This window comes from Cupriavidus sp. FW305-26 (genome assembly GCF_058787975.1).
In genome coordinates this window covers 212776-225222 of the sequence record NZ_JBYTAH010000003.1, presented here as the reverse complement: position 1 = coordinate 225222, position 12447 = coordinate 212776, and the positions used below count along the sequence as shown (strand labels likewise).

The following is a 12447-nucleotide window of genomic DNA, read 5'->3' as shown; positions in this document are numbered from 1 at the left end:
ACCTACGTCCGCCCCCCTCGCCGCCCTACCCACTCCGCTGGAGCAGTTACGGCTGCCGTCGGCGCTGTCCGGGCACGACGGCAGCAACCGAGCGCCCGCCACGGCCACCCGCATCGCGGCGACCGACGACCTGTCCGCCGTGACCGCCTGGCTCGCGCGCTACGCCGACAGCGCGGCGACGGTGACCGTTTATCGCCGCGAGGTGGAGCGGCTGATCCTGTGGGCCGTGCTACAGCTCGGCAAGCCGCTGTCTTCCCTGACGCACGAGGACCTGCTCGTCTATGAGCGCTTTCTGGCCGATCCGCAGCCGGCCGCCCGCTGGGTCCTGGCCGGCAGCAAGAAGCTCGCGCGCAGCCATCCGGACTGGCGCCCGTTCGCCGGGCCGCTGTCGCCCGGCAGCGTGCGCCAGGCGCTGGTGATCCTGAACGCGCTGTTCGCCTGGCTCACCGAGGCGGGCTACGTGGCCGGTAACCCGCTCGCCCTCGCCCGCCGTCGGCGCGCGCCAACCAAGGCGCGCATCACCCGCTATCTGAGCCACGACATGTGGGCGATCGTCAAAGACACGGTCGAAGCGATGCCAACCGAAAACGCGCGAGAACGCCTGCATGCGGCGCGCTGCCGCTGGGTGCTGACCGTGCTCTATCTGGGCGGCTTGCGTGCGTCGGAGGTGACGGCCACCCCCATGGGGGCGTTCTTCTGCCGCCGCGATGCCCAGGGCATCGAGCGCTGGTGGCTGGAGGTGACCGGCAAAGGCAGCAAGACGCGGCTGGTGCCGGCGACCGACGAGCTGATTGCCGAACTGGCGCGCTACCGCCGCGCCCACGCATTGCCGCCGACTCCGCAGTTCGGGGAGACGCGGCCACTGGTGCTGCCGGTGATTGGAAAAGCGGACAGCGAGAAACCGCTGTCACGCGGAGCGCTGCACCTGATCCTGAAAGAGGTGTTTGGCATGGCCGCGGCGCGCCTGCGCGCGCGGGGGCCGGAATGGGAAGCACAGGCCGCGGTGCTGGCCAGTGCCTCGGCCCATTGGCTGCGCCACACCGCTGGCTCGCATATGACCGACCAGCAGGTCGACCTGCGCTTTGTGCGGGACAACTTCGGGCACAGCTCGCTGTCGACGACGAGCGGCTACCTGCACAGCGAGGAGGATGCGCGGCATGAGGCCACGCAGGAGCGGCATCGGATTGGTTGGGGAAGCAAGAAATAGCAACCGGGCGCCGTATCATCACCATCGTGAAATTTCGGCGCCATCCCATTGATGCAAGCTTCCCGTTCAAGTCTTCGGGCGCATCAAGGTGATTAATTGCATTTTATAAGAGCCGCTTACGGGACATGAGGAGGCGGGTCGAACGCGCGCATTGGCGGCGGCGTCTCGTCGAAGCGCTCTACTTCTGTTGAGGATCGCCATTCGTGCGAGCCACGCTCAACATTCATGCGAACGTAGCAATTTTTCGCTCAGCATTCGTGCGACTGTATCTTTCCCATGCGAAACAAGGTCCCGGTGGCGTGAAGTGTAGTAATCGCGCTCCCTGTGCGAAGTAATGTTGATTCGCGCGCTTAATCACGCAGAACGTATCATCTTTACTTCCGCAGTTCGGAGAAATCGTGTCCCCTGCGCGACTACTCTCACTCTGCGGCAAGGCCACCTCACATTCGGAGTTCTCGGCTGCGATTGCAGCCTTATTTTGGAATGTTTCGCGCGAACGCTCCTTTTAATCACCCCGAGCGAATCCGCGTAGTCAGAGCGAAAAGTAGTAAAGATGACACGAGGTGACGGACCCGCGATCGTTTCAGAATTACTTCGCGCCTCACGAAAGTGCCAGGATTACTACTCGAAAAATCGTAGCAATGTTGATACGGACGCCCACACAAGAAACGCTAACTTATTGATTTAATTGGCCTTGTGCTCAGCCACTGACGAACTACTTTTATTACACTTCACGCCCGGTAACGTCGCCACACCGGAGTGTTACCGGGTAACGATCATGAGGAGTGCAGATGGCGCAGACGACAGCACAGCGGCAGGCCGCCTATCGGGCAAGGCGCGCGACGGCGGGCAAGGACGGCAACGGAGAGCGGCGGCTGGATATGTGGGTCAGTACGGAAGCCGACCTTGCTCTCGCCCGGCTGGCGCACCGTTACACGGTAACAAAGCGTCAGATGCTGGAGCGGCTGATCGCACGAGCGGACGACGCGATCGTGCGCAGGCTCAATCCGGATTCGGAGCAGTGGGATCTCTATTTCAACGTCCCCCGCTAGCGCCTCGCTGTTACCGGGTAACGAGGGGCTTCTCTCCGTGTGATGGAGTCCCCGACTTGGGGGCAACTGCGTATTCCGGTGAACGTGACCGCCGATTCCGGATGAACGTGACCGATTTTCCCGGCTGTCCGGAATGGCCGATCACGATGCCGGAATGGCCGGTCACGATACCGGAATCGGCGGTCACGTTGAACCGGAATACCCAGGCAACTATCGACCCGCCGCTCAGGCAGGGTGCGGCGGCGCGGTTTGCCGCCGGGGGAAGTTGAACGGCAACAGGTCGCTGATGTCAGCCTCCAGCGCGCGCTGTGGCAGCTCTGTGAGCACGTGGAGCAGATAAGCATACGGCTCGACCTCACAGGCGCGGCACGTAAGCATCAGGCTGTAGATCATGGCGCTCGCCTTCGCCCCCGCGACAGTGTCTGCAAAGAGCCATGCCTTTCGCCCTGTGCAGAATGGGCGGATGTCACGTTCGACCGGATTGTTATCGATGGGCGCACGCCCATCGATAACATATCGGCTCAGGTATTCCCACTGGTTGCGCGCGTAGGCGATGGCCTTGCCCAGCAGGCTTTCCGGCAGTACCTGCGGCGCCTGCTGGTCCAGCCATGCCTTGAGGGCTTCCAGCAGCGGCACGCTGTGCTGTTGACGCAGCCGGTACGTGTAGTTGACGCGCGTTTCGCCTTCGGGCAGGTCTGCCTTGGCGAGCGTCTCGACCTGATACAGGGCCTGGAAGTACTCGAGCGCCTTTAGTACTCGAGCGCTGGGCTTTTTCTGCCCCTTTTGCGCATCAACGAACATTCTCCTCGCGTGCGCAACACAGCCAAAGTGGGTAACGCCTTCGAGCGTGCGCCAGGCGCTGTAGCCATCGGTCATTAGCATGCCCTCGTAGCCGGCGAGAAACGCCTGCGGATACTCCTGTCCGCGCCCCGGCTGGTAGTCGAACAGCACCACCGGATGCTCGCAGTCCTCCGCGCTGCGATACACCCACATGTACGATTTGCTCTGCGCGGCCTTGCCTTCCTCCTTGAGCACCTGCACCGTCGTCTCGTCGCCATGGATCAGTGGCTGCGACAGCAGCGTGCGGCGCAGCGCCTCGTACAGCCGGCTGTAGTGCAGTTGCGCAGGCCGGATGATCCAGTTGGCCAGTGTGCCGCGGCCAACTTCGATGCCGGCGCGACCCAGCGCGTCTTCCATCCGATAGAGCGGCGTGCCATCAACGTACTTGCCGGTGGTCACCGTTGCCAGCATCGCTGGGCTGGCGTTGCTGCCCGGCAGTGGTTGCGCCGGCATCGGCGCAGTCAACACCGGCGTGCGTTCGGCATTGCGCTCGCAGTGCCGACACGCGTATTTGAAGCGGACGTGCTGCAGAACGGAGACCTTTGCTTCGATGTGCAACTGCTCGCTGACTTCCTCGCCCATGCGGTGCATCGAACCCTGGCAACATGGGCAGATCTTCTGGTCCTCGGTCAGGTCGTACTCGATTCGCTGGCGCGGCATGTCCGCCGGCAGCGGCTTGCGGCCACGTTTGCGGCCTGCGGGCTTATCAGGCTCTGGCAGCCCCGTGTCTGGCGGCGCGAGCGCGTCATCCTCATCGTCGTCGGCCGGCTCCGCAGTGGCCATTTGTTCGGCTTCGTCGAACACTCGGTCCTTGAGCTTCTCGCTGCTTGGTGCGAAGCGTTTGGACTGTGCGAGGCGGAACTGTTCCTCAAGGAGCTTGATGCGCTCGTTCAGCTCGGCGATGTGCTGGGCGTTGGTGGCAGCCTTCGCTTCGAGCTCGCGGATATAGGCCTGGGCGGCCGGCGGCAATTGGGAGAGGTCGTGTTCGTTCATGCTGAACACGATAGTGCAGCCATGGCGCAATCGGGTATACGTCACCCCGAACGACCATCAAGCCGTGTGCTGATATTTGCGTGACGGGTGGCGCTTCACCGCGTCCACGTCGATGCCGTCCAGCAGCCAGTGCAACTGCTCGGTTGTCAGCTCGATCACCGCCTGCTGGCGCCGTGGCCACACGAAGCGGTCTTCCTCCAGGCGCTTGAGCAGCAACCAGAAGCCGTTGCGGTCCCACAGCAACAGCTTGATGCGGTTGCGCCGACGGTTATGAAAGGCATAGACGGCGCGGGCAAACGGATCAAGCTGCATCGACTGTTCGACCAGGGCAACCAACCCGTTGATCCCGAGGCGGAAATCCACCGCATTGCGGTGCAGGTAGACCTGTACGTTAGCGTCGAATCGGAACATCAACGCGCTCCCAGCGCTTCGATCATCGCCTTCACCAGCGCAACGTCCTGTCCGCCGCATTCAAGTTCGACCGTCACGCCGTTGGGCAGCCGCGCCGTCAGTAGTGCAGGTTTCAGCGACGGTCGTACCGATGGTTGGGTGGAAGCAGGCGCCTGGGCTGGCAGGCATTCCCGCGCCAGCGGCGACTCCGGAACTCGCTTTACCCCGCTAATCTCGATGACCGGTACGAACGCTGGCACTGCAAGCTCCGCGCTGTCGGCCGCCGCGGCTTCCGTTGCCGCTTGGTGCAGCCGAATCCACTTGCGCAACTGGTTCGTATTGATGCCGACCTTGAGCGCCATCCCAGCTACCGATACCCCTGGCCGCAGACACGCCTCGACCAGTTGGCGCTTATCCCTGGGGTCAAAGTCTCGCTTCCCGTTGGAGCGAACACGGGTCACTCTCAGCGGCGGAACTTCACATTCGTTGTCCATCATGCTTGCGTCCGCAAATGGTGGTTGCGGACGCAAGCCTGCCCACTCTCAGCCACAAAAGCTAGGTGCGCTTAATTTCGCGCTTACGGTGGTTATGCCCACGCGGGCTTGCATGGCCTGTGTACCGCGGTGCTGCTCGCCGGCTTCGGTATGGCCTACTGGCTCTGGCTAGGGATCACCGACGCTGTCGTTCACTACATGATCGATCGCTGGAAGGTGCGTCTCGGCCGACGCGCCAAATTGACACCGAATCTGCCGCAGTTCTGGTGGGCATTTGGCCTGGACCAGTACGCGCACGTGCTGACCTATCTTGCCATCGTCTGGCTGGTTGGGAGGCTGGACTGAAAGCGCTGAGACCCCCTGCCAGCGACGCGCAGGGGGGACCAGGGCTGGTAGCTGGAAATCGTCGGTCGCAGGCGACAAGCCAAGACCCCGGTGCCTGTGACCGACTCGGTGATTGCCGAGCTCGCCCGCGACTGACGCGCGCATAAGGTGGCGCCGACGACCGGCCAGCGAAGTGACCACGCGGCTCACTGTCGACGAGCACGCCGATCACCAACACGATTATGTCGCGAACAGATAGGGCGCGGCGGAGAGAGCGTTCTTGAAAATCAAGGGTCCCGAGCGCGTCGTGCCAGGGACCGCGTACTTCCATTTTCCGCTTACGCCTTGGCGTAGGTGCCGGCGGACATGACCTCAACGGCAACGAAGGGCTGGACGCGTGCTGGCCTGTAGACGCTGCGAGCGTGTCGAGGTAGATAAGGCCGTCGGAACCGACCTCCAGGTACGTCACCTCGAAACCCCGCCGCTCCAGTTCTCGGCGAGTGTCAAGCACGGCCGTGTGCTCGGGGCGAACGGTCACTAGATGCCGCCGCTCGATCGAACTGCGCAGCGCCCTTGATCGCCAAGTTATTCCCCCCGGTCGCGCCCGAGGTCCAGATGATCTCGCGCGGGTCGGCGCCAAGCAACTGCACCAAGTAGCGGCGTCTGGCACGTCGGAAGGCAGTTGTGCCAGACGACTTGTTACTATCGTCCGGCAAGCCAGACTGTATGCCCGCTAGAGGCCGCCCCCGTAGGCGAGAGAAGCCCATGTGTGCCCTGGACGCAAGGCCCCTCTAGCCAGTAGCCAACCCGGCAACCGCCCGATTGAACGCGCCTGGGTTGGCAATATTCATGCCGTGAGATGCTCCGGCAATTGTCTGACGCTCAGCGCGCCCGATCCATTCTTGAAGCTTCTCGACCGTGCTACGGAACATGCGCGGACTCTTTTGCCCGTCGATCAGCAACGTTCGACACTGGATTTCACGGGCGGCTTCACGTGTGTAGGCGGGCAACGGGTCAAGCAGCTGCTTCGGCAGTGTGGGCGCATTATCGAGCGCCATCCTGCGGAAGCTCTGGGAACTCTTGCTCCAAAAGCCAGGCATGGTTACCGAGTCTACAAACAGATTCAGACCGGCATCGAATTCGCCCTGCTCAATCAGTTCTGCGGCCTTCGCTCTCAACGCGTGGGTGGCCGGCGGCAATTTTCCGGCCTCTGCTTGCGGCGTTGCCTGCACTGGGCCGCCCGGATCAGCGAGGGTGAGCGTCTTCACCAAGTGAGGGTATTCGCGCGCCAGGTGAAACGCGATGCAACCGCCGCGCGAGTGCCCGACCAGATGGACCGGCTCCAGACCCAGCGCCGCGATGAACTCCGCAATTTCAGCGACGTGCGCCTCCCAACTGAAGGCGCCGCGTCCGAATGCACCGGTTTCCGGCCAATAGTGGCCCAAGCTCGGAGCGAAGCAGTGGAAGTTCTTCGATAACGAAGCGAGCTGCGGGTCCCAATAGCGGAAATCGCACAGCGACCCGTGCACGAATACCATTGGCTCGCCGCTTCCAGCTTCCACGTATGGAACGGCGATGCCAGAGGCGGTGGAAACAAAAGAGGGTTGTGGCCAGGCACCGGCAAGAGCCAGCGTAGTAAGGGGCGCTCGGGCATTCATGTCTAACTCCTTTTCGCAGACTTTGCTGCACCGCACCCAAAAAGAAAATCGCATAATATTGATGGAATCTTTCAGATTTTCTGATACCTGTACAAGAGAAAGCGCATGAGCACTGAGCGGAAAGCCCTCGACGTCGACGTTCTCACCATGATCATCGCCGTCGCAGATACGGGCACGATCAGCCGAGCGGGCGACCTCGTGCATCGCTCGCAATCGGCGGTGAGCATGCAGATCAAAACGCTGGAATCGGCCCTCGGCAAGGCGCTCTTCGTGCGCAAGCCGCGCAGCGTGATTCCGACGCAGGACGGAGAGGTCCTTCTGACGTATGCGCGCCGGATCATTGCACTACGCGATGAGGCATGGGCAGCGGTCGTGCGACCGGACGTCACTGGCCGCGTGGTGATCGGCGTACCTGACGATTACGCGACCTCACTGTTTCCGCCGATTCTCAAGAAGTTCTCGGCCAGCTATCCCAAGGTCGAAATCCAGGTGATCGGGCTACCCAGCGTCGCGCTAGCCCCGATGCTGCGAGACGGCACGGTAGATCTCGTCTGCGCGACACGTGTCAAAGGGCTGACCGGTGAGTTCTTGCGGCATGAGCCCATGGTGTGGGCAGCCGCCCCAGGCTCCACTGATATCTGGCGAGAGCGGCCGCTACCCATTGCCGTGTTTCTGCCTGGAAGCGTCGCACGCGAGAAGGCGATTCGAAGCCTTGAGCGCGTAAAGATTGCGTATCGAACCTCATATGAGAGTCCGAGTCTGCTGGGCCTGCTAACGATGGCCCGAGCCGGCCTCGCCATTACCCCACTGGCACGGTGTGCGGTGCCGCCTGACTTTACGTTGCTCGGGTCTGCGCAGGGACTGCCTGAGATTGGCACGCTCGAGATCATACTTGCGCGGAGTGTCAAGTCGAACCGGCCCCCCTGCGATTTTCTCGCGGAACGTATTGTCGCTGAGCTACACGCATAAACGCGCTGCGATGGCGTTCGCCCCAGATATACGAGTGCGTGGGAAAGTTGGGGAGAACGATGTCGAAAGAGGGCCGTGCTGCAACTGGATAAGCCACTCTCGTCACTGACTCATGAGGACATGCTCGCCTACGAGCGCTTCTTGGCCGACCCGCAACCGGCGGCATGCTGGGTGCTGGCCGGTACTAGGAAGAACGCTCGCGGGTGGTCACCCTAATCGGCGCCCGTTTGCCGGGCCGTTGACCGCCAAGGCGCGTCAGTATGGCTTTGATGAAGCTCAAGAATCGCAGGACATGTTCCTGCGGCAGTTCGACAAACTACGCGCGAATCGGATCATTCCATAGTCGCCGGCTCAATTGCGGTTCCCTATGCGCGCAACTGAGCGCAGGACGTCAGCTTCCGCCGGCAAAAACTATCGTTCCTCACCAAGCCCCCTTCGCCTTCTTCCCACGCGTTTCCGAGATTCTGGGCTGCACGCGGGTTTCCCTTCCGGCATCGCCTCACCCGTCAATGCGGGGGCACACGGACTCTTGCTCATACATCGATCTGAAGTGACTGGCTAACGGTCAAGTCTTGCAGCCAACTTGTAGCGAGCCTGGAGCAGGCAATCGAACGCGCGGTGTAAGACTGCCCGGTGTGGCCGGTGACCGAGGCATGGATGGCCTTGCAGGATGTCAGCCTGATTGCTCCAGTAACCGTAGTCGCCGAGCTTGGCGATTAGCGACGCTTCTCCGATGCGCCGCAACGGATGGCGTATTCGGGCCTGGTGCCAAGCGAGCATTCCAGCGGCAAACGAGACCGACGAGGCGGCATAACCAAGGCCGGCAATAGCCACGTGCGGCGGGTGTTCGTCGAGGCCGCCTGGACGTCATCCGGCGCGCAAGACGGCCGTTCTCCAACGGCGCGCAGACCAGTAGATTGCATAGTGCATGCCTCAGTGGCCGCTTTGTCTCGTTTCCATCACATACATAGTTTTCAGGTTGCGGCACACGCAACGCAATCTTGCGCAGCGGGCCAATTCTCTCTGACAGCATTGGCGCCTAACCTTTAAGACATCACCGTGATTTGAGCGCGACCCGAACCCGAGCTGGCGCACGCTGATCGGTTCGAGGCACGGCATGGACGCCAAGCAAGGACCAAGTCACGACAGCCTGAACCCGCAACGGTCGGCTGCTAGTCCTTGCATTGATCGCTGTGCTGTGCAAACTCACGTTTTTTAGGGAAACTACGATGGCAAAGTTGGTGGTGCTATACAAGAAGCCTGCAGACACGGCGGCGTTCGATTCATATTACTTCTCGACCCATGTTCCAATCGCCAAGAAAATCCCCGGCCTGCGACGCTACGAGGTCAGCAGCGGCCCAGTTTCAAGCCCTGCCGGCGATTCGCCGTTTCACCTGATTGCAGTGCTGAGCTTCGATTCGCTGGCTGCGCTCCAGCAGGCGATGGCTTCCCGTGAGGGCGCCGCCGCGGCAGCTGACGTCGGCAACTTTGCCCCGTCCGGCGTTGACATGCTCATATTCGACACCAAGGAAGTTTAGCCTGGGTTTTACGGCCCACTTTCTTTGAGAGGAGGTGGGTTGTACCCGCTATCAAGATAAACATCGCGATGCAGGAGGTCCCGGGGGCAAGCCGCATGTCAAATGGCACCACAGCTGGCGCGGGACCCGTCATTCGCGCCACATGGAGCGTGACCTACAGACTGGTTGTTTGCCGCGCGCTCAGGGCTCCATACAGTGGGCACATGGCTCCTCGTCAGCATCCGCAGCGTCTTCGAAGGTATGCTGATTCTGCAGCTAGCTGTGCATCACCTCGCATCGGATCAACATCGTTGCCGCCGGCTCCTCGTCACCGCCGGCATGGCCGGCTTTGGCTGACACATCGCAGATATACTTGCCGGGAGACAAGGCATCCGCATTCATCTTCAGACGTTCAGTACCTCGTTATACGGATAGAAAAGAACCGCTGGCATCGAAGCTCAGTGTTGGCTCAGTCCTCGCCTGGAGCACATCCCTGGAAACGCCCGGGGCCATCTCTCGGACGATGAGGCCGGCGCCAGTCACATCGATGACCGCCAGGTCGGTGATGATGCGGTTGACCACTCCCGCTCCGGTGAGCGGCAATGAACAGCGCTCCAGGATCTTCATCTCGCCATCGCGCGTGTTGTGTTCCATAACCACCACGACGCGGCGCACTCCACCGACGAGGTCCATCGCGCCACCCATGCCCTTGACCATCTTTCCCGGAATCATCCAGTTTGCCAGGTCCCCAGCCGCGCTGACCTGCATGCCTCCCAGGATCGTAAGATCCATATGACCGCCGCGGATCATCGCGAAAGACATCGATGAGGAACAGATGGATGCGCCTGGCGCCATCGTGATGGTTTGCTTGGCGGCATCGATCAGGTCAGGATCGATCTCGTCTTCATACGGAGGTGGTCCAATGCCGATCAAGCCATTCTCTGATTGAAGCCATACCTGCATGCCGTCCGGCACGTGCTGAACTATCTTCGTTGGCAACCCAATGCCCAGATTGACATAGTCCCCGTCGCGAAGTTCGGCGGCCGCCTTCGCGGCCATCTGGTCATGCGTCCACGCCATGTCTTGCCTCCTTGTTGTCGCGCGAGCGGAAGCTCTTGCGTTCGATACGTTTCTCCGGATTAGGAACAACAACCAGACGGTCGACAAAGATGCCGGGCAGATGGATCTCGTCGGGATCGAGCTGACCGACTTCCACAAGCTCTTCCACTTCCACCACCGTGATGCGCCCGGCCATCGCAACTTCCGGATTGAAGTTGCGGGCGGTACGGCCGAACATGAGATTGCCGGCACGGTCGGCGACTCGCGCCTTCACCAGCGCAATATCGGCCTTGAGGCCGCGCTCCATGACGTAGCGCTCGCCATCGAACTCGCGTACTTCCTTGTTGTCGGCCACGACGGTACCAACGCCCGTCCGTGTGTAGAACGCCGGAATGCCAGCGCCGCCAGCGCGCAGCCTCTCCGCCAATGTGCCCTGAGGATTGAATTCGAGCGCCAGTTCGCCGCTGAGGTACTGGCGCGCGAACTCCTTGTTCTCGCCTACATAGGACGCGATCATTTTGCTGATCTGACGAGTCTGGAGCAGCAGGCCCAGTCCAAAATCGTCAACGCCGGCGTTATTGCTGATACAGGTGAGACCGGTCACGCCGGTATCGCGCAATGCGCAGATCAGGGCCGCCGGAATGCCACAAAGCCCGAATCCTCCGACTGCTATGGTCTGTCTGTCCTCGACAATGCCATCGAGCGCGTCCATGGCGCTTCTGAATAGTTTGTTCATCTCCGTCACCATCCACTTCTGACAAGGGGTTCTGACAGATCAGTCGAGGAAGTCCGCCGACGTCGCTGTCGTGCTGCCCATTATTGTTCGTGCTTTTTTCAACAACAACGGCAACGAACGCAAGGTCGTTGTGCGCAGATGCACAAAGGATGACGGGAGGGTTGGGCGAAAGCGGTGTTGCGGCTAACTATCGCCGAAACTCGTCCGGGTGACGGGAAACGACTTCGCGAATGAAGTCCCACACACAGCGGATACGCCTGATCCGGAACAGGTCTTCGGGCGCGGCGATCCACAAAGTGCGCGTAATCAGCGGCTGGTCAGGGAAGATGCTGACGAGATCTGAGCCGGTGCCAGCGACATAAGGCGTCAGCAGGACCAGGCCCATCCCCGCTGCGGCGGCGGCCCGCTGGGCCAGGACGCTCGTCGTGGTGAAGTGCCGTCTGGGACTCGGCGTCAGCTCTTCGAGGATGCGATACCGCTCGCTGACCGAGCCGTCGTGGACGTAGTCCACGAACGCGTGCTCGGCAACATCGGCAAGCGCCCCGATCGCAGGGCGGGCCTTCAGATACGCCGGCGAGCCATAGAGGAAGTAGTCCACTTCAGCCAGGCGCGCCGTCGTATAGCGGCCGACCTGCGGCGGCTCCAGCGTCACCAGGATCTCGACCTCGCGCGTCACGAGGCTGGGAAACTGGGGCTGCGCCATCAACTCGACATGCAGATCGGGATGCCGGGCATGGAGATCCACCAGGCTGGGCGCCAGCACGTTGATGCCAAACGCCTCTGGCGTGCCAACCCGAACCGTGCCGACGACGTCGCCCGACTGGCCCTCGCTCTCTTCGATGGCGCCGAGCAACGCATTCTCCATCCGCTCCGCATGCGGAACCAGCGCCTTGCCGGCGTCGGTGAGGGAATAGCCATTGCGACGCCGGTCGAACAGCACCGTGCCCAGGCTTTCTTCCAGACGGTCAATCCGACGTGACACGGTCGAGTGCTCAACACCGAGCTTTTCCCCGGTCAGGGAAATCTTCCCGTTCCGCGCAAGTTCGAGAAAGAACCTGAAGTCGTTCCATTCCGGATGTTTCCGCATGGCATTTCCATATGTGCATGGACGCACAGTAATCTTGCATATTTGCCGTTGTCGTGCAAAAAAGCAATACACATAATCTCCAACACCTCGAGCCGACCCCGCCGGAACCAGACAGGGCGCG

At 61.6% G+C, this 12447-nt stretch carries 11 protein-coding genes and 4 pseudogenes; 7 read left to right on the top strand and 8 right to left on the bottom strand.

Annotated features, from left to right (window positions below; translation table 11 throughout):
- Both AC3WQZ_RS04085 and AC3WQZ_RS04080 read left to right on the top strand, forming a co-directional pair.
- A partial coding sequence (locus AC3WQZ_RS04085) for a tyrosine-type recombinase/integrase (protein WP_492300048.1) occupies positions 1-1207 on the top strand: 1207 nt, incomplete at its 5' end.
- Positions 1208-1998: 791 nt separating this feature from the next.
- Entirely contained in the window at positions 1999-2259 is a 261-nt protein-coding gene (locus tag AC3WQZ_RS04080) for a hypothetical protein (protein ID WP_058697623.1), read from the top strand.
- A 225-nt stretch (positions 2260-2484) separates the two neighbouring features.
- Here the strand turns inward: AC3WQZ_RS04080 and tnpC are convergent, their stop codons facing one another.
- Genes tnpC through tnpA form a run of 3 tightly spaced genes read right to left on the bottom strand, consistent with a single transcriptional unit; the run spans position 2485 to position 4979 of the window.
- A complete protein-coding gene (gene tnpC / locus AC3WQZ_RS04075; protein WP_058697683.1) occupies positions 2485-4092 on the bottom strand; it encodes an IS66 family transposase in 1608 nt (535 codons plus the stop codon).
- A gap of 57 nt (positions 4093-4149) precedes the next feature.
- A complete protein-coding gene (gene tnpB, locus AC3WQZ_RS04070) occupies positions 4150-4503 on the bottom strand; it encodes an IS66 family insertion sequence element accessory protein TnpB (RefSeq protein WP_058697622.1) in 354 nt (117 codons plus the stop codon).
- Positions 4503-4979 carry an IS66-like element accessory protein TnpA gene (tnpA, locus tag AC3WQZ_RS04065; RefSeq protein WP_058697621.1) on the bottom strand — a complete coding sequence of 159 codons (477 nt, stop codon included), beginning with the start codon at positions 4977-4979 and terminating at the stop codon, positions 4503-4505. The genes tnpB and tnpA overlap by 1 nt, the downstream gene beginning before the upstream one ends.
- Before the next feature lie 102 nt (positions 4980-5081).
- On the opposite strand from tnpA, the pseudogene AC3WQZ_RS04060 reads away from it, so the two are divergent.
- Positions 5082-5321, top strand: a pseudogene (locus tag AC3WQZ_RS04060) (DUF3307 domain-containing protein); the annotation flags it as partial.
- A gap of 388 nt (positions 5322-5709) precedes the next feature.
- On the opposite strand, the pseudogene AC3WQZ_RS04055 reads toward AC3WQZ_RS04060, so the two are convergent.
- Both AC3WQZ_RS04055 and AC3WQZ_RS04050 read right to left on the bottom strand, forming a co-directional pair.
- Positions 5710-5962 (bottom strand): annotated as a pseudogene (locus AC3WQZ_RS04055) (aminotransferase class V-fold PLP-dependent enzyme); the annotation flags it as partial.
- A 129-nt stretch (positions 5963-6091) separates the two neighbouring features.
- Entirely contained in the window at positions 6092-6958 is an 867-nt protein-coding gene (locus AC3WQZ_RS04050; RefSeq protein WP_058697620.1) for an alpha/beta fold hydrolase, read from the bottom strand.
- A gap of 105 nt (positions 6959-7063) precedes the next feature.
- Between AC3WQZ_RS04050 and AC3WQZ_RS04045 the strand changes: the two genes are divergently transcribed.
- The 4 genes and pseudogenes from AC3WQZ_RS04045 to AC3WQZ_RS04030 all read left to right on the top strand — a co-directional run bounded on the left by AC3WQZ_RS04045 (position 7064) and on the right by AC3WQZ_RS04030 (position 9465).
- Positions 7064-7927, top strand: coding sequence for a LysR substrate-binding domain-containing protein (locus tag AC3WQZ_RS04045; RefSeq protein ID WP_058697619.1), 864 nt, complete (start codon positions 7064-7066; stop codon positions 7925-7927).
- A gap of 72 nt (positions 7928-7999) precedes the next feature.
- A pseudogene (locus AC3WQZ_RS04040) lies at positions 8000-8174 on the top strand (tyrosine-type recombinase/integrase); the annotation flags it as partial.
- Between the two features lie 314 nt (positions 8175-8488).
- Positions 8489-8840, top strand: a pseudogene (locus tag AC3WQZ_RS04035) (transposase); the annotation flags it as partial.
- 316 nt (positions 8841-9156) lie between these two features.
- A complete protein-coding gene (locus AC3WQZ_RS04030) occupies positions 9157-9465 on the top strand; it encodes an EthD family reductase (RefSeq protein ID WP_058697618.1) in 309 nt (102 codons plus the stop codon).
- Positions 9466-9867: 402 nt separating this feature from the next.
- Here the strand turns inward: AC3WQZ_RS04030 and AC3WQZ_RS04025 are convergent, their stop codons facing one another.
- From AC3WQZ_RS04025 to AC3WQZ_RS04015, 3 genes are all read right to left on the bottom strand, one after another.
- Entirely contained in the window at positions 9868-10524 is a 657-nt protein-coding gene (locus AC3WQZ_RS04025; RefSeq protein WP_058697617.1) for a 3-oxoacid CoA-transferase subunit B, read from the bottom strand.
- Entirely contained in the window at positions 10508-11239 is a 732-nt protein-coding gene (locus AC3WQZ_RS04020) for a CoA transferase subunit A (RefSeq protein WP_058697682.1), read from the bottom strand. Before AC3WQZ_RS04020 ends, AC3WQZ_RS04025 begins: the two co-directional genes overlap by 17 nt.
- Before the next feature lie 187 nt (positions 11240-11426).
- On the bottom strand, positions 11427-12326 hold the full coding sequence (locus tag AC3WQZ_RS04015) for a LysR family transcriptional regulator (RefSeq protein ID WP_058697616.1): 900 nt from the start codon (positions 12324-12326) through the stop codon (positions 11427-11429).
- Positions 12327-12447 lie beyond the last annotated feature (121 nt).